Source organism: Halogranum roseipondis, assembly GCF_059695585.1.
The window spans coordinates 1,522,093-1,537,263 of record NZ_CM185235.1 but is presented as its reverse complement, the minus strand read 5'-3'; the positions used below and the strand labels follow the sequence as shown (position 1 = coordinate 1,537,263).

Genomic DNA, 15,171 nt, shown 5'->3' with positions numbered 1-15,171 from the left:
GCGCGTTCATCCATGTACGTCGACCTCGGCAACGCGCTCGGTACGACACCCGGCGTCTCCCGCGAGGCGCTGGAGCGACTGGACGGCCGCGTCGCCGACGCCCACGAACGCATCGAGCAGGGTCGCGCCGACAGCGAGCACGGCTACGCCGCGCTCAATCTGCCGGAGACGACCGACCCCGACGAGATCCGGAACGCGGTCTCGCGGTTCGAAGACCCCGAGGCCGTCCTGACGGTCGGCATCGGTGGCAGCGCGCTCGGTGCGGCGACGATCTCCGAGGCGCTCGACTCCGACGTCGACGCCTACTACCTCGACAACGTCGACCCCGAGTGGGTCTCTGGGCTTCTCGCCGACCTCCCGCTGGACGACACCGTCGTCAACGTCGTCTCGCGGTCGGGGACGACCGCCGAGACGCTCGCGAACTTCCTCGTCGTCCGCGACGCCATGGACTCGGCGGGCGTCGACTGGACCGACCGCACCTTCGTCACGACGGGCGAGGAGGGGAACCTCCGCGACCTCGCGAACAAACACGACCTGCCGGCGCTTCCCGTCCCGGACGGCGTCCCGGGGCGCTTCTCGGCGCTGTCGACGGTCGGGATGGCCGTCGCCGCCATCCAGGGTCACGACCTCGACGCCCTCCTGGCGGGCGCCGCCGACGAGGCCGACCGCCTCTCGGAGTCGCTGTTCGAGTCGCCCGCCTACGCCTACGGCGCGACGACCTACGCGCTCGACCGCCGTGGCGCCTCGATCAACGCGATGATGCCCTACGCCGAGTCCTTAGAGTACTTCGCCGAGTGGTTCGCCCAACTGTGGGCCGAGAGCCTCGGGAAGGACGGCGTCGGTCAGACGCCCGCCCGTGCACTCGGCGCGACCGACCAGCACTCACAGCTCCAGCTGTACCGCGCCGGCCCGCGCGACAAACTCGTGACGCTCGTCCGACCGCGAGAGAAAGAGGACACGCCGATTCCCGAGACGGACCTCGACGGTCTCTCGTATCTCGGCGGGTCGTCGCTCGGCGACCTGCTCGACGCCGAGTTCGAGGCGACGGAGGCCTCGCTCGCCGCGGCCGACTGTCCGAACGTCCGCGTCGAGATCGACCGCGTCGACGAGCGGGGTCTCGGCGAACTGCTCTACGGGATGGAGGCCGCCTGCGTGCTCTACGGCGAACTCGACACCGTCTCGACGTTCACCCAACCCGCCGTCGAGTGGGGGAAGAAGGCCGCCCGCGGCCTGCTCGGCGGCGGCGACTTCGAGGAGGCCGACGCCGTCAGCGACAAGCGCCGGTTGGAGATCGAGTAGTCGCGTCACGTCGGCGACACGGCGTCACAGCGACGAGACGGTCGCTACGCGGCGTCGGCGTCGAGTTCGGTACCGACGTGCGCGCCGTCCAGACTGTCGTCCTCCGCTTCGCCACCTCCGCCACCGTTCTCTCCTTCGCCGCCCTCGCCTTCTCCACCTTCGCCGTCCTCGCCTTCTCCACCTTCGCCACCCTCTCCGTCCTCTCCCTCTTCGCCGCCCTCGCCACCTTCACCGGGCGAGGCACAGCCGGCCAGCGGGATCGTCACGGCCGTCCCGCCGACTAGCGCGAGCAGTCGTCGTCGGTCGAGCGTCTCTGTCTCGGGGTGTGCCATCGTGTGTCGCGTTCGGCGAGCGGACGTATAGCCGCTGTGGCAGGTTCGGTCTGGTCGTCTCGCGCCGACCGCGAGCGCTCAGACCCCGACTACGTCGACGGTTTGACGTTCTGGTTCGACCGGAACAGGTTCTCCGGGTCGTACCGGGCTTTCACGGCGGCGAGCCGCTCGTAGTTGTCGCCGTAGGCCGCCCGCACGAGGTCGTCGCCCTCCTCGCCGAAGCCGGGGAAGTTGACGTACAGCCCACCGGGCGAGTACGCCTGCATCGCCGACCAGAGCGTCCGCGCCCACTCGACGTTTGCCTCGTCGTCGGCCGGGTCGTCCCAGTTCGCCTCGATACCGAGCATGTGGGGCACGTCGCGCCAGCCGATGGCGGTCGCGTCGTCGTCGACGCGGGAGATGGCTCCGCCGAGCTGCCAGACGTCGACCGTCGAGAGCTTCGACGGTGCCCGTCGGGCGGCGTCGACGATGGTCTCGATCGCCTCGTCGGTGAGCCCCGAGAGGTACAGCGACTTCCAGTAGTAGCGGCGACCGTCCGGGTAGTCCTCGTCGAGCATCTGCTGTAGCTCGGTGAAGGGCATCACGCCGCTGAAGTCCGCGAGCGGCGTGTCGAACGCGCGGACAGGTTCGAACGCCTCCTCCCCCTCGTCGGTGGGACCGACGTACGATCCGAGGAAGCCGACGCCGGGTTTACCGCGGGCGTCCTCGGGGAACAGCTCGTCGTCCGGAATCCACATCGTGAACGCGAGCAGGCCGACCTCGTCGGGGGCGTCCGCACAGAACGTCCGGTACTTGCGGAACAGCTCCGGCGCGTTCTCGGCGGGGTGGACGACGAAGCACGCCATCACCTCGGGACCCACCGGGTACGCCTCGAACTCGAAACTCGTCACGACGCCGAAGTTGCCGCCGCCCCCGCGGAGCGCCCAGAACAGGTCGGGATGCTCCTCGGCGCTCGCAGTCAGGACGTCGCCGTCTGCGGTGACGACGTCCGCCGACCGGAGCGCGTCACACGACAGCCCGTAGGACCGACTGAGGTGGCCGAACCCGCCGCCGAGCGTCAGTCCCGCGACGCCCGTGTCGGAGACGACCCCGAGCGGGACCGCGAGGCCGAACAGTTGGGTCTCGCGGTCGACGTCCGCCAGCGTCGCACCCGCCTGGACCCTGACGCGTCGAGCGTCGGAATCGACCCAGACGCCGCGCATCGCAGCGCAGTCGACGACGATCCCGTCGTCGCAGACCGCCGTCCCCGCGACGTTGTGACCGCCGCCGCGGACCGCGATGGGCGCTCCGTGTTCGCGAGCGACGTCGACGCAGGCGACGACGTCGGCGGTGCCGGTACACCGGACGATCGCGGCCGGGTGACGGTCGATCAGACCGTTCCAGACGGATCGTGCCTCGTCGTACTCGGCGTCGCCGGGGCGGACGAGTTGCCCCGCGACCCGTCCCTCGAGACTGTCGGCGAGGGACCCTCCTCGTTCACCGGGCGTTGCTCCTCTCTCTCCCGATTCGTCGATAGACACGCCAAATCACCGTGAGGAGCTACGTCGGCCGGAGAGATAATCACGCGTTCTTCGGCGGCAGAACGTCCCGTTCGCCACCTCGAACGTTCCGGCAGACCGAGCGGTCGTCTCCGTCCCTGAGTCGTCTCCGTAATCGGTGCATCTATTCGCCGGGGACGTCTATCTCCGCCGAGTCAATGGGAACTGACGTCTCCTCGGCTGGGTGGCGCCTCCACCTCCAGACCGTCGGTGCGGTCGTGAGCGCCGTCGCCGGCGCGTATCTGGTCGCGGTGCTCTCCGTCTCGCTGGGTGTCGAACTGCTCCGATCGCTCGGGTTCGTGCTGACCGAACCGGGGCCGCGCGCGATGCGCAGCGCCTTCCAGTTCGTCGGCTTCGGCATCGCCGTCGCGGCCTATCTCGCGCTCCGCGACGACTGGGAACTCATCCGCTGGCGCGTCCCCACGTTGCGGGACGTCGGGTGGATGGTCGGCGGGCTCGTGACGCTCTTCGGGACGCTCTACGTGCTCAGCGTCGTCAGCAGTCTGCTCGGTGTCAGTACGGCCGAGAGCCAGATCGTCGCGAACGGGCGACAGAACCCCGCCTACCTGCTGTATCTCGTCCCCGTCACCATCCTCCTCGTCGGCCCGACCGAGGAGCTCATCTTCCGGGGTATCGTCCAGGGGACGATCCGCCGCGCCTACGGCCCCGTCGTCGGCATCGTCGGTGCGAGTCTCATCTTCGCGTCCATCCATCTGCCGTCACTGCTCGGCGACGGACAGTTCACGACGATCGCCATCATCTTCGCGCTCGGGGCGCTGCTCGGCGCGCTCTACGAGCTGACCGACAACATCGTCGTCCCCATCGTGGTCCACGGCCTGTTCAACGCGGTGCAGTTCGTCTCGCAGTACGCGACGCTGACCGGCGTGCTCTAGTTCCGGTCGCGGCGCCGCGTCTGGAAGAGTCGGTACCACCCCCAGACGAGACAGCCCAGTCCGACGAGCGAGAACAGCCCGTCGACGAGTCCCGGGAGCGAGACGAGGTAGGGGATGCCGACGAGCACCATCCCGAGACCCGCGATGCGCCAGCCGGTGAGTGCATCGCTCTCCGAGTGGCCGTCGTCCCCCTCGACCGGCTCGTCGGCGTCCATCGAGTGGTCAGGCCGGGTTCTTCCGCGAGAGGTCGCTCCCGCAGATGGGACACCGCTCCTTCTGGTCGTCGAACTCGCGACCACAGCCGGAACACTGGAACTTCCAGTCGCGCTGTTCGCTGATGCCGTCCTGTGCGATGGCCTCGACGGTGACGCCGAGGTGGTTCGCGACGTTCTGCATCGCGTAGTCGTCGGTGACGAGCGTCCCCGAGAGTTCGAAGGCGGCGGCGACGAGACGGATGTCGGTGTCGGAGAGCACGTCGGCGTCGCCGGTCTCGCCCGCGGCGCGGACGACCTTCTCGACGGTTCCCTCGGCGGGGATGTGGATGTGCATCCCGGCACCTTCCATCGCGTCGAAGCGGAAGGCGTGTTCGCCTTCGAGCTCCGACTGGACCATCGGGATCGACGCCGTCTCGTTGTTGGTGTGATACTCGTGGATGAACGCGGAAGAATCGAGAACGTGCATCTACCTTAGCGCTGGACGACGATGTAATCCTTGACTGCCTGCACGCGACCGACGGGGACGCGGAAGTGCCCGTCTTCGTCGGTGTCGAACGAGGACTGACTCGGTGCGAGCTCTCCCTCGTGCGGTTCGACCACGAGATCGCGGAGTTCGCCTGACTTCAGGTTCATCGTGATGTTGTACAGCATCCCCAGCTCGGTGCCGTCAGAGCCCATGACGGCCTTACCGGAGAGGTTCTCGGCGAGTATGTCGGCCATGCTTCGGTATTCGTGTGGCCTCACATAAACGCCACGGGGCGCGTCTGACGGTCGTCCGCCGGTCGACGGCGCTGCGACCGCCCCCGACGTGCTCCCGCCGAGTTGAAAGACTTAACTACAATCCACCGCTCAACTCACACAAGAGAACTTCTCCCGGGTGATTTTCGATGTCGGACACAGATACACACGACCAAACAGGAACGTTACGCACACCCATCGTCGCCGTCCTCGGCCACGTCGACCACGGGAAGACCACACTGCTCGACAAGATCCGCGGCTCGGCCGTCAGCGAGGGCGAGGCCGGTGCCATCACACAACACATCGGCGCGACCGCAGTGCCGCTCGACACCGTCTCGCAGATGGCGGGGAGTCTCGTCGACCCCGACGACTTCGACCTGCCCGGACTGCTGTTCATCGACACGCCGGGGCACCACTCCTTCACGACGCTCCGCTCGCGCGGCGGGGCGCTCGCGGACATCGCCGTCCTCGTCGTCGACGTCAACGACGGCTTCCAGCCACAGACGCTGGAAGCCATCGACATCCTCAAGCGGACGGGGACGCCGTTCATCGTCGCCGCGAACAAGATCGACACGACGCCGGGGTGGAACCCACAGGAGGGCGAACCGATCCAGCAGACCTACGAGGCACAGAGCAAACAGGCCCGCCAGCGCCTCGACGAGAACCTCTACGAGATCATCGGCAACCTCTCCGACGAGGGGTTCTCGGCGGACCTCTACTGGCGCGTCCAGAACTTCACGAAGAACATCGGCGTCGTCCCCCTCTCGGCGATGACCGGCGAGGGGATTCCGGACCTGCTGGCCGTCCTGATGGGGCTCTCCCAGCGCTACATGAAAGCGGAGATGGAGATCGACGTCGCCGGCCCCGGCAAGGGGACGGTGCTCGAGGTGAAGGAGGAACGCGGGTTCGGGGCGACGCTCGACGTCGTCCTCTACGACGGGACGGTCCGAGAGGACGAGACCATCGTCGTCGGCGGCGCGAACGGCCCCATCGTGACGGAGGTCCGAGCGCTGCTCCAACCCCGACCGAACGCCGAGATCCGGACGGAGAAGCGGTTCGACCGCGTCGATCAGGTGTCGGCGGCGACGGGGATCAAGATCGCCGCCCCCGACCTCGAAGACGCAATGGCCGGCGCGCCGGTCCGCGTCGTCCGCGACCGCGACGTCGACGCGGTGATCGAGGAGGTCGAAGCCGAACTCGCCGGCATCGAGGTCGACACCGAAGAGCAGGGCGTCGTCGTCAAGGCCGACACGCTCGGGTCGCTGGAGGCGATGGCCAACGCGTTGCAGGAGGCCGAGGTGCCGATCCTCCGTGCGGAGGTCGGCGACGTCGCCCCGCGTGACGTCTCCATCGCGGGGACGGCCCGCGAGGACGAACACAAGGTGATCCTCGGGTTCAACGTCGACGTGCTCCCCGACGCCGAGGAGGACCTCGAGCACTCCGACGTCCGCCTGTTCAGCCACGACGTCATCTACCAGCTCATCGACGACTACGACGAGTTCGTCACGGAGCGCAAGCGCGCCCAGCAGGAGACCGTCCTCGACAAGATCGTCCGGCCGTGCCGGTTCCGCATCCTCGAGGATCACGTCTTCCGGCAGAACAACCCCGCCGTCGTCGGCGTCGAGGTGCTCGCGGGGACGCTCAAAAACAACCAGTACGTCGTCAAGTGGGAGGGGAACGAACCGACGCGCGTCGGCCAACTCAACGGCATCCAAGAGCAGGGCGAGGACGTCAAGCAGGCCCGCGCCGGCAAGCGCGTCAGCGTCGCCATCGACGGGCCGACCGTCGGTCGACAGATCGAGGAGGGCGACGAACTCTGGATCGACCTCCCCGAGAAACACGCGAAGATCCTCGAACAGGAGCTCTCGGGGGAGATCCCGGGCGACGAACTCGAGGCGCTGCAGAGCTACCTCGACAAACACCGCCGCCGCGACCCCTTCTGGGGGAAGTGACCTCGGTCCACGAGAGTCGCCCACGGCAGTAATCCATTTTACCGATCGTCGAGTAGCGATGGCCGGAGGAACGCACAGATGAGCGTGCGGGACGCGTTCTCGACCGGTCGCACAGACCCCGAAACCGTCTCGCGGTACGATCTCATGTTAGGTGCTCCCGGTGCCACTCGCGGTCGGCGCCGTGGGCGGGTTGCTGACGTCGGTGCCGACGGCCATCGGCGCCGGTGCCGGTGGGCTCCCGTCCGCACTCGTCGTCGGCTACGGGCTGTTCGTCGACACGCCGGAGACGCTCGACGAATCCGGGCGAGAACGTGACGACGCGCCGTAGTCGCGACGGACACTCCTTCGCTCGACTCGCCGTACACGCACGTCAGCAAGCGACGGCGCCGTCGACGCTGTCGACAGCGGTCGCTGGCCGGTCGTAGAAAATCGTGAGACGAACGGGTCGGGGAGGAACCCCGTCTAGCGGGCGGTCTGTGCGACGCCGTCGCCGACGGCGTTCATCACCTGCAGCGCCGCGCTGGCGGCGAGTCCGCGGGCGACCTCGCGGCGGTCGTCGTCGTCGAGACCCGACTCGAGATCGTCGAGGTCCGGCGTGAAGCCGGCGCTGACAGGGTGACCCGCCGGCGGGTGGACCGCGACAGTCGCCTCCGGCCCGTTCGACCCGTAAGAGAGCTCAGAGCCGATAGCGTAGCTATCGGGGAGATAGGTCCGGGTCTGGGCGACGATGCCGGCGACGGCGCGACGAAGCATCCGTTTCTGGTCGAGCGTGAGTTCGACGTCCTGCGACGGTTGACCGGCCTCGACGACACCCGGGGCACCCGCATACGGATTGTTTCCATTCATAAGGAGATGCTACCAGCACTATGCGAACGGCGTGTATAAACCCGTCGGAGGACGTTGAAATCGCCGCTGTTCGACCGTCAGAGGATCGGCTCGCTCTGCCCGTAGGCGGCGATCGTGAGCGCGGTGGTGTACCCCTCGCCGTCGGCGTCTGCGGTCGTCACGGCGACCGTCTCGTCGTCGAACGACCACTCTCTGAGGTCGCGACCGGCGTCGAGCCCCTCGCGGACGGCGGACTCGACGGCCTCGGGGTCGGTGCCGCTGGCCTCGTAGAACAGCCCCGGCCCGTCACCGGTCGTCCAGCCGAGCCCCGCGCTGACGGTCCCCGCCTCGCCCGTCGTCGCTCGTGCCTCGACGACGGTCAGGCGGTTGCCCGCGGGGCCGAGGTCGGGGGCGGAGCCGACCGCCTCGACCGTCGCGTCGGCCGGGATCACCGACGAGACGGCGACCAGGTTGTAGTTGTGGATATTCGCCGCCGCGAGCGCGGCGTCGTAGGAAGCCATCGCCGTGGGAGCCGTGGCCGACCCACTGACGACGTAGATGGTGCTCATTACTGGAGAACGGAGGCGGGGACAAGAAGCGGTTACGGATTCAGGCCAACAGCTGCGGCCCGAACACCATCAGGACGAGCGCCGCCAGCATCGTCACGCCGATAGAGGTGGTGATGGTGCGGACGATGGGGTAGGGGTCGCTGACGGGGAGCCGCGAGACGATCGCCTCCACGCTGGTCCGCATGATCCGACCGCCGTCGAGCGGGTAGCCGGGGATGCAGTTGAACAGCCCGAGTTGGAGGTTGATCCAGGCGGTCCAGAACAGCAGGTTCGCCGCGAGGAACACCCCACCGCCGAGCGCGGCGAGCGGCCCCTCGACCACGAAGAAGTTCATCACCTCGGGGGTGAAGCCGGGGAAGTTGTACGGGAGGCCGAAGACGCTCGCCAGCGGGAGGATGAGCGCGACGAACGCGAGCCCGCGGAACGTGTCGATCGTCGAGGTGAGCGGCCCGGAGAGGGCGTCCGCCTCGGTGTCACCGCCCAACAGCGCGAGATACGTCGAGGCGGGGTAGCTCTGGATGCCCAGATCGGTCAACGAGAGGCCGCTCGTCCCCGAGAAGAGGTTCACTCCCAGGAACGCGTCCTCGCGCTCCGAGTCGAACGTCACGGTGTACGTCCGGCGTTCGCCGTCGACGACCGCCTCGACGTCGACCGTGTCACCGCCCGAGTACCCCTCGAGGACGCGACTCAGATCCTCCGACGAGGTGACCCGTTCACCGCCGATTCGGGTGACGACGAAACTCCCGTTGGGGTCGTCGCCCTCGGCGCCCATCGCCTCGGCCATCGGCTGGTTCTCCTGTGTGCCCGTCACGTACGCGCCGACGGGGATGACCTGCGTCCCGCGCGACGTCTCGATGCGAGCGAACGTGTCGTTGCCGACCGCCTCGCGGAACGCTGCCTCCGTCGACACCTGCGTTCCGTTGACCGACCGGACCGTCACGGGGTCGTCGTTCTGGTCGATAGTGAGGTTCGCCGGGTTGCCGCCGATGGTGCCGACGATCACGAGCGAGCGTTCGACGGTCACCTCCCGGGTCTCTCCCTCGGAACCGGCGACCGAGAGCGTCACCGACTGCCCCTCGGCCTCCGCCCAGGCGGCGTCGAACGCCGACTCGTTTTCGACTTCCTGTCCGCCGACGCCGACGATTCGGTCGCCGCCGCCGATGCCGGCCTCCGAAGCGGGCGACCCCTCGTAGGAACCGGCCACGGCGACGCCCGGGGCGACGCCGATGGCGCCGACGACCGGGCCGAACAGGAGCGCGAACGCGAGGATGGTGACGACGAAGTTGTTGGTCACGCCCGCCGCGAACATCCGCGTGCGGGCACCGCGGTTGGCCTTTCGTTGGCTCTCTTCGTCCGGTTCGACGAACGCGCCGATCGGCAGGATCGTCAAGAGAACGACGCCCATCGACTCGATGTCGATGTTCTCGACGCGACAGAGCAACCCGTGGCCACCCTCGTGGACGACGAGGCCGACGAGCAGCCCGAAGACGATCTCGGGAGCCATCGACAGCGGGAGGAAGTCGTTGACGCCGGGGATGACGAGGAAGTTCCGCGGTTGGTTGATCGCCGTCGGCTGGGGGCTCCGGACGGTCTGGATGGCCGCCTGCAGGAAGAGGAAGAACGACCCGACCATGACGACGAGCGCGACGCCGACGCCGACGTTGCTCCACGCGCGCCAGAAGCGTCTCGGCCGTGCGAGCCAATCGAGGAACGCCCGGCCACGCTTCGTGTGGATCGTCGTGAGCGGTCCCTGGATGCGGACGGAGTTCGGAATCAACCCACGAGACTGCAGCGAGACTGCGACGACTGAGTACAGAAGGACACCTGCGAGTACCCAGAGCAGCGGATTCATTGGGCGAATTGAGGGCTCGGTGCGCAAAAGGCGTTCGGGTTACGAGAGTTCGGCGACGCCGGACGTCAGCGTCCCGGCGTCGCCGGTTCGTCTCTGATCTCGATGGTGACCATCTCCCGTTCGTCGCGGCGACGTCGTCGCCGACGACGTGCGAGCGCGGCGACTGCGAGCACGGCACCGCCGACGAGGAGATACCGGCCGCGTCGACGACCGGGGGTCGTCTCGGCCTCGCGCTCCTCGTCGGACGACTGTCGGATGTAGTGAGTGAGTTGCATGACGGTCTCGTGGTCGGCTGCCGCGCGTCGTGGTGGCGCGTGGTTCGACCCGCCCTGTCAGGCCCCGCTGACCTGAACAGGCGTAGTAAGGGAGACGCCGACATAAAACTACGCCGTGTGCCCAAAGCAGCTATGTTCGACTGCCAGCAACGACAGCGTGTGTTCGACGCCAACCGATACGAGGTCCGTCAGAAACTCCGCATCGGCGACAAGTACAACGTGTACGAGGAGGGGACCGACGACCCGATCCTCGAGTCCGCACAGAAGAAGTTCCGACTGAAGGAGGACTTCCGGTTCGACGACCCCGAAACCGGCGAGGAGCGCTTCCGCGTGAAGGCCGACAGCGTCATCGACGTCGCCGCCAGCTACGACGTCGTCGACAGTCGGACGGGCGACCGCATCGGGTCGGTCAAGCGCAGCGTCAAGTCCTTCTTCAAACACGAGTACGCCCTCGTCGACCCCGACGGGACCGTGGTCGCGACGGTCAAAGAGGACAGTTGGCTCCGGGCAGTTCTCCGCCGGAACGTCACGACGCTCATCCCCTTCTCCTACGACGTCGAAGGACCGAACGGCGAACGACTCGGGACGATCTCCGAGCAGTTCACCCCCGTTCGCGACCGATACACGATCGACCTGAGCGGCGACGGTGAGTTGGACCCTCGACTCGCCGTCATCGGTACGGTCGTCATCGACGCCATCGAGGAGAACTGAGACGCGGCGAGAGGGCGAGAGCGCAGTCGGAGGTCGTCTACTCCTCGCGGCGCAGTCGCTTCACGACGAACGCGGAGTCGAGTTCGCCGAGGAACGTGCCGAGTCGCGGCCCCTGCGTCGCGTCGAAGAACAGCCGGTAGCCGGCCTGGAAGAAGTCGCCGGTGGCGACGTCGTGTCGCTTCGCCGTCTCGTAGATCTCGCCCTGGATCTCCTCGCCGGAGTGACCGTCGGCGACGAAGTCGGCGAGTTCGTCGAGCGCGGCCGCGACGTCGTCGTCGAAGTCAGTGTGCGGAAGGTCGACCTGCAGGCGGTAGTTGTACTCGTTGTCGAGGCGTTCGGCCCAGTTGCGGGCCTTCTCGACACGCTTCATCGCCTCTTCGATGGCCCACTCGGGGGTGTCGTCGGTGATGTGCCCCTCGTTTCGCGCCATCTGCTCGCGGAGGTCCTCGTCGTCGGTCATCCCGAGGACGGCCGCGAACGTGTAGGGGAGTCGGACGCGGTCCTCGCGGACGTCGTCGACCGTGAAGGGGTACGCGCGGTCGGCCAGCGGCTTCAGGCTCTCGTCGGCGACCTCGCCGAAGTGGATGGCCTCGAAGCGGTCGAACTCGTCGACCAACTGGTCCAGCCGCGAGACGTCGAAGTCCTTGGCCTTCTTCGGATTGCGGACGAAGAAGTAGCGCAGCACCTCCGGCTCCAAGAGCTCCAGCACCTCGTGGACGGTGACGACGTTGCCAGACGACGAGGAGAGCGCCTCCCCGTTGAGCGTGAACCACTCGTAGGTCATCGGGACGGGCGCACGGATGTGCAGGAAGTTCTCGGCGATGTCCTTCCCCGAGGGCCACGACCCCTCGGCGTGGTCCTTGCCGAACGGTTCGAAGTCGACGCCGAGCACCTGCCACTGGCCGGGCCACTCGAAGCGCCACGGCAGTTTCCCCTCGCGGAACGTCGCCGTCCCCTCGTGACCGCAGCCGTCGATCTGCTGGCCACCCGCTTCGAGGCCTTCACAGACGTAGTCGACCGTCTCCGCCTCGAGGTCGACGCCCGTGATGTTCGTCGTCAGGACGCCGCACTCCGAACACTGCGCCTGGAACGGGACGTAGTCCTCGTCGATCCCGTCTTGGTAGTTCGCGAGCAGTTCGCGGGCCTCCTGGCGGTGTTCGAGGACGTACCGGACGACCTCGTCGAACGTCCCGTCGGCGTAGAGGTCGGTGTTCGACAGCATCTCGACGGGGACGTCGAGCATCTCCGCGCTCTGGTGGAGCAGGTCGGTGAAGTGGGCACCGTAGGAGTCGTGATCGCCGAAGGGGTCCGGGATGTCGGTGTAGGGTTTCCCGAGGTTGCGCCCGAGTGCACCGGCGTCGACGTCGCCGAGGCCGACGATGTTCCAGTCGGCGTCGGCGAGCTGTCGGGGCACCTTCCGGAGTGCGTCCTTGTCGTCGCTCGTGAACACCTGTCGGACCTCGTAGCCGCGCTCGCGCAGCACCTCCGCGACGAAGAAGCCGCGGAGGATCTCGTTGAAGTGCCCGAGATGCGGGATGCCGGAGGGAGAGACGCCACCCTTGACGACGATCGGCTCCTCGGGGTCGCGCGCCTCGATCCGGTCGGCCATCTCGTCGGCCCAGAAGACGCGGTGGTCGTCGCCGCCCTCGTTGGGGTCGACGGTGTCGGCACCGGTCGTCTGCGCACGGTTCGTATCGGTCGACTGGGGGCTGTCCTCGGCGCTCATCGCTGGGCCCAGTAGCTCGGTTCGGCACCGCTCCCCTCGGGGATGACGTCGGTACCGTCGTGCTCACCGTGGAGCACCGCGGCCTCGACGCGACTCGGATCGTTGCCGTCGAGGACGATGGTCCGCATCCCCGCGCGTTCGATGAGCTTCGTCGCCAGCAGGTCGACCGGCGCGGACGACCCCGCGTCGCGGCTCATCGGCACCACGATGTCGACCAGTTCGGTCGGCGTCATCTCGTCGAACTTCACGGCCTCGGGGTTGGTGTTCGGGTCGGCGTCGTAGACGCCGTTTGCCCCTGTCGCGTAGACGAGCAGGTCGGCGCTGACGTACTCGGCGAGCGCGGCGGCGACCGCGTCGGTCGTCTGGCCGGGCATCACGCCACCCATCACGCTGACGTCGCCGCGACGGATGGCGTCGCCAGCGGCCTCGTAGTTCTCTGCGACCTTCGGGTCGACGCCCGACCCGAGCGCGGCGATGAGCAACCGCGCGTTGATGCGGGTGACGTCGATTCCGATCTGGTCGAGTTGGACCTCGTTGGCACCGAGTTCGCGGGCGGCCCCGATGTACTCGCGGGCGACGCCGCCGCCGCCGACGACGACGCCGAGTTCACAGCCTTCGCGAGCGAGCGACTCGACGACGGCCGCGTGGCCCTCGACGCGGCCGGGGTCGAGCTCCGGCGCGAGCACACTGCCACCGATAGAAATCACGACTCTCATTGCACCGGAGTTGCCGGGATTCGGGCTTAAGAGTTATCAAGTCGAGGAAGTCGTGTGGTTGGCTGACAGGCTGACCGACTCGAGCCGAGGCAACACTAAAGCCCCTCCGTCGCCGCCTTCGACACATGCAGACACTCTCCATCGTCGGGCCGGCGGCCGACCGGCTCGCAGAGCGCCTGGCCCCGCGACTCGACGGACGTGTAGCGACGGTCGAACGCCTCCCCGAGCGGAGGGACGGGGCGGACGCCGACGGCGTCGACGGCTCGTTCGGCCTCGGCGACGACGGCGCGTGGGTCGGTGCGGGCGAGCACCGCTCGCTCGGCGACCTGCTCGACGCGCTCGCAGTCGAGTACGACTACGCGCTCCTCTCGGGGTTCCCCGAGGCGCGCGCGCCGGCCGTCGTCGTCGGCGACGAGGGGACCGAAGTCCGCGGCGACGTGGTCGAAACCGTCGACTCGGTCGACGGCGCCGACCTCGACGCGCTGGCCCGCCACGCGGACGACGCTGAACCGTACGTCACCCTCGAGACGCTCGTCGAGCAGGTGAAACAGTCGCCGCGCGCGGACCGCGCCGGTGCCATCGCGACGTTCACCGGGCGCGTGCGTGCGAAGGAGAACGACGACGACTCGCGGACGACGCACCTCGCCTTCGAGAAGTACGAGGGCGTCGCCGAAGACAGGATGGCGACCATCAGCGAGGAACTGACCGCCCGCGAGGGCGTCGAGGAGGTCGTCATGCACCACCGGACCGGCGTCATCGAGGACGGCGAGGACATCGTCTTCGTCGTCGTGCTCGCGGGGCACCGAACCGAGTCGTTCCGCGCGGTCGAGGACGGCATCAACCGGTTGAAGGACGAGGTCCCCATCTTCAAGAAGGAGACGACGGTCGACGAGGAGTTCTGGGTCCACGACCGCCAGTAGTCACCGCCGTCCGGCCGCAAGACACTCGTCAGACGCGTTCGACCGAACTGCCGTGCGCGTGGGTCGCCCAACCCCCGATCGGGGGCTCGCTCTGGCGGTATCATCGCTGATTCTGCGGTCAAACCCGCCGGGAGATGCGTTCTGAACATCTCGACACTCGGGTAGAAAAGAAAGTCTGAGATCTGTCTGTAAACTTTCTAAGGGAATCTAGAAGCGTTCTGAAAGGTATACTTTCTGCATTTTTCGGCTGAAAGAAGGCGAAGTCCCACTAACGTTCCTCCGTTTATATGGTGTCAACTGTGCTTACCTCGAATCGAGGAAACACGCAATGAGCGCAACTGCACACCCCTCCACCGAAGCCCCGTCCAAGGAAGAGCGTCTGAAGCAGTTCCTCCTGCAGAAGGCCCAGAACGGAGAGCTCTACTTCAAGAGCAAGTTCATCGCCGAGGAAGTCGGCCTGTCCCCGAAGGAGATCGGCGCGCTGATGGTCAAACTCCGCGACTCCGCGACCGAGCTGTCCGTCGAGAAGTGGTCGTACACGAGTGCGACCACGTGGCGTATCGAGGCGGCCGACGTCGCGTAAGACACAGATCCCCCACACGCTGCACGC

General features: G+C 67.5%; 18 protein-coding genes. 7 read left to right on the top strand and 11 right to left on the bottom strand.

The window, feature by feature from the left end; translation table 11 throughout:
* Positions 1 to 12: 12 nt before the first annotated feature.
* Entirely contained in the window at positions 13 to 1,299 is a 1,287-nt protein-coding gene (locus EOHIBHHM_RS08245; RefSeq protein ID WP_497256384.1) for a phosphoglucose isomerase-related protein, read from the top strand.
* 44 nt (positions 1,300 to 1,343) lie between these two features.
* On the opposite strand, the gene EOHIBHHM_RS08240 is transcribed toward EOHIBHHM_RS08245, so the two are convergent.
* Positions 1,344 to 1,631, bottom strand: coding sequence for a hypothetical protein (locus EOHIBHHM_RS08240; RefSeq protein ID WP_497256382.1), 288 nt, complete (start codon positions 1,629 to 1,631; stop codon positions 1,344 to 1,346).
* An 89-nt stretch (positions 1,632 to 1,720) separates the two neighbouring features.
* Complete coding sequence (locus EOHIBHHM_RS08235) at positions 1,721 to 3,145, bottom strand: FAD-binding oxidoreductase (RefSeq protein ID WP_497256953.1); 1,425 nt, start codon at positions 3,143 to 3,145, stop codon at positions 1,721 to 1,723.
* A gap of 182 nt (positions 3,146 to 3,327) precedes the next feature.
* Here EOHIBHHM_RS08235 and EOHIBHHM_RS08230 point away from each other — a divergent pair, with 182 nt between their 5' ends.
* Positions 3,328 to 4,062, top strand: coding sequence for a CPBP family intramembrane glutamic endopeptidase (locus EOHIBHHM_RS08230; RefSeq protein ID WP_497256380.1), 735 nt, complete (start codon positions 3,328 to 3,330; stop codon positions 4,060 to 4,062).
* On the opposite strand, the gene EOHIBHHM_RS08225 is transcribed toward EOHIBHHM_RS08230, so the two are convergent.
* From EOHIBHHM_RS08225 to EOHIBHHM_RS08215, 3 genes are read right to left on the bottom strand one after another with little or no spacing between them, the layout of a single operon-like run.
* Entirely contained in the window at positions 4,059 to 4,277 is a 219-nt protein-coding gene (locus tag EOHIBHHM_RS08225; protein ID WP_497256378.1) for a hypothetical protein, read from the bottom strand. The two genes, EOHIBHHM_RS08230 and EOHIBHHM_RS08225, sit on opposite strands and share 4 nt — an antisense overlap.
* Before the next feature lie 7 nt (positions 4,278 to 4,284).
* Complete coding sequence (locus EOHIBHHM_RS08220; RefSeq protein WP_497256376.1) at positions 4,285 to 4,743, bottom strand: NOB1 family endonuclease; 459 nt, start codon at positions 4,741 to 4,743, stop codon at positions 4,285 to 4,287.
* A gap of 5 nt (positions 4,744 to 4,748) precedes the next feature.
* Entirely contained in the window at positions 4,749 to 4,997 is a 249-nt protein-coding gene (locus tag EOHIBHHM_RS08215) for a PRC-barrel domain-containing protein (protein WP_497256374.1), read from the bottom strand.
* Positions 4,998 to 5,164: 167 nt separating this feature from the next.
* On the opposite strand from EOHIBHHM_RS08215, the gene infB reads away from it, so the two are divergent.
* Both infB and EOHIBHHM_RS08205 read left to right on the top strand, forming a co-directional pair.
* Positions 5,165 to 6,967 (top strand): translation initiation factor IF-2, encoded by a 1,803-nt coding sequence (infB, locus tag EOHIBHHM_RS08210; RefSeq protein WP_497256372.1) that lies wholly within the window; start codon positions 5,165 to 5,167, stop codon positions 6,965 to 6,967.
* A 160-nt stretch (positions 6,968 to 7,127) separates the two neighbouring features.
* On the top strand, positions 7,128 to 7,295 hold the full coding sequence (locus EOHIBHHM_RS08205) for a DUF8015 family protein (RefSeq protein WP_497256370.1): 168 nt from the start codon (positions 7,128 to 7,130) through the stop codon (positions 7,293 to 7,295).
* 134 nt (positions 7,296 to 7,429) lie between these two features.
* On the opposite strand, the gene EOHIBHHM_RS08200 is transcribed toward EOHIBHHM_RS08205, so the two are convergent.
* From EOHIBHHM_RS08200 to EOHIBHHM_RS08185, 4 genes are all read right to left on the bottom strand, one after another.
* Positions 7,430 to 7,813: a DUF5811 family protein gene (locus EOHIBHHM_RS08200; RefSeq protein ID WP_497256368.1), complete on the bottom strand. Its 384-nt coding sequence runs from the start codon at positions 7,811 to 7,813 to the stop codon at positions 7,430 to 7,432.
* Between the two features lie 77 nt (positions 7,814 to 7,890).
* Positions 7,891 to 8,361, bottom strand: a complete 471-nt coding sequence (locus EOHIBHHM_RS08195; RefSeq protein ID WP_497256366.1) for a pyruvoyl-dependent arginine decarboxylase — start codon at positions 8,359 to 8,361, stop codon at positions 7,891 to 7,893.
* 40 nt (positions 8,362 to 8,401) lie between these two features.
* Positions 8,402 to 10,213, bottom strand: a complete 1,812-nt coding sequence (locus EOHIBHHM_RS08190; protein WP_497256364.1) for a site-2 protease family protein — start codon at positions 10,211 to 10,213, stop codon at positions 8,402 to 8,404.
* Positions 10,214 to 10,278: 65 nt separating this feature from the next.
* Complete coding sequence (locus EOHIBHHM_RS08185; RefSeq protein WP_497256362.1) at positions 10,279 to 10,488, bottom strand: hypothetical protein; 210 nt, start codon at positions 10,486 to 10,488, stop codon at positions 10,279 to 10,281.
* Positions 10,489 to 10,647: 159 nt separating this feature from the next.
* On the opposite strand from EOHIBHHM_RS08185, the gene EOHIBHHM_RS08180 reads away from it, so the two are divergent.
* Complete coding sequence (locus EOHIBHHM_RS08180) at positions 10,648 to 11,199, top strand: LURP-one-related family protein (RefSeq protein ID WP_497256360.1); 552 nt, start codon at positions 10,648 to 10,650, stop codon at positions 11,197 to 11,199.
* A 37-nt stretch (positions 11,200 to 11,236) separates the two neighbouring features.
* On the opposite strand, the gene lysS is transcribed toward EOHIBHHM_RS08180, so the two are convergent.
* Both lysS and pyrH read right to left on the bottom strand, forming a co-directional pair.
* Positions 11,237 to 12,925, bottom strand: a complete 1,689-nt coding sequence (gene lysS, locus EOHIBHHM_RS08175) for a lysine--tRNA ligase (RefSeq protein ID WP_497256358.1) — start codon at positions 12,923 to 12,925, stop codon at positions 11,237 to 11,239.
* A complete protein-coding gene (gene pyrH / locus EOHIBHHM_RS08170; protein ID WP_497256356.1) occupies positions 12,922 to 13,641 on the bottom strand; it encodes a UMP kinase in 720 nt (239 codons plus the stop codon). Before pyrH ends, lysS begins: the two co-directional genes overlap by 4 nt.
* 125 nt (positions 13,642 to 13,766) lie before the next feature.
* Between pyrH and EOHIBHHM_RS08165 the strand changes: the two genes are divergently transcribed.
* Positions 13,767 to 14,561, top strand: a complete 795-nt coding sequence (locus EOHIBHHM_RS08165; RefSeq protein WP_497256354.1) for a molybdopterin synthase — start codon at positions 13,767 to 13,769, stop codon at positions 14,559 to 14,561.
* A gap of 328 nt (positions 14,562 to 14,889) precedes the next feature.
* The gene (locus tag EOHIBHHM_RS08160; protein WP_497256352.1) at positions 14,890 to 15,144 is read left to right on the top strand and encodes a DUF7123 family protein; all 255 of its coding nucleotides are present in this window, start codon (positions 14,890 to 14,892) and stop codon (positions 15,142 to 15,144) included.
* Positions 15,145 to 15,171: the final 27 nt, after the last annotated feature.

Excerpts from the sequence above, each read along its gene's own strand:
- EOHIBHHM_RS08245 (WP_497256384.1), top strand. The coding sequence starts at position 13 with ATGTACGTCGACCTCGGCAACGCGCTCGGTACGACACCCGGCGTCTCC.
- EOHIBHHM_RS08240 (WP_497256382.1), bottom strand. The coding sequence starts at position 1,631 with ATGGCACACCCCGAGACAGAGACGCTCGACCGACGACGACTGCTCGCG.
- EOHIBHHM_RS08230 (WP_497256380.1), top strand. The coding sequence starts at position 3,328 with ATGGGAACTGACGTCTCCTCGGCTGGGTGGCGCCTCCACCTCCAGACC.
- EOHIBHHM_RS08225 (WP_497256378.1), bottom strand. The coding sequence starts at position 4,277 with ATGGACGCCGACGAGCCGGTCGAGGGGGACGACGGCCACTCGGAGAGC.
- EOHIBHHM_RS08220 (WP_497256376.1), bottom strand. The coding sequence starts at position 4,743 with ATGCACGTTCTCGATTCTTCCGCGTTCATCCACGAGTATCACACCAAC.
- EOHIBHHM_RS08215 (WP_497256374.1), bottom strand. The coding sequence starts at position 4,997 with ATGGCCGACATACTCGCCGAGAACCTCTCCGGTAAGGCCGTCATGGGC.
- infB (WP_497256372.1), top strand. The coding sequence starts at position 5,165 with ATGTCGGACACAGATACACACGACCAAACAGGAACGTTACGCACACCC.
- EOHIBHHM_RS08200 (WP_497256368.1), bottom strand. The coding sequence starts at position 7,813 with ATGAATGGAAACAATCCGTATGCGGGTGCCCCGGGTGTCGTCGAGGCC.
- EOHIBHHM_RS08195 (WP_497256366.1), bottom strand. The coding sequence starts at position 8,361 with ATGAGCACCATCTACGTCGTCAGTGGGTCGGCCACGGCTCCCACGGCG.
- EOHIBHHM_RS08190 (WP_497256364.1), bottom strand. The coding sequence starts at position 10,213 with ATGAATCCGCTGCTCTGGGTACTCGCAGGTGTCCTTCTGTACTCAGTC.
- EOHIBHHM_RS08185 (WP_497256362.1), bottom strand. The coding sequence starts at position 10,488 with ATGCAACTCACTCACTACATCCGACAGTCGTCCGACGAGGAGCGCGAG.
- lysS (WP_497256358.1), bottom strand. The coding sequence starts at position 12,925 with ATGAGCGCCGAGGACAGCCCCCAGTCGACCGATACGAACCGTGCGCAG.
- pyrH (WP_497256356.1), bottom strand. The coding sequence starts at position 13,641 with ATGAGAGTCGTGATTTCTATCGGTGGCAGTGTGCTCGCGCCGGAGCTC.
- EOHIBHHM_RS08165 (WP_497256354.1), top strand. The coding sequence starts at position 13,767 with ATGCAGACACTCTCCATCGTCGGGCCGGCGGCCGACCGGCTCGCAGAG.
- EOHIBHHM_RS08160 (WP_497256352.1), top strand. The coding sequence starts at position 14,890 with ATGAGCGCAACTGCACACCCCTCCACCGAAGCCCCGTCCAAGGAAGAG.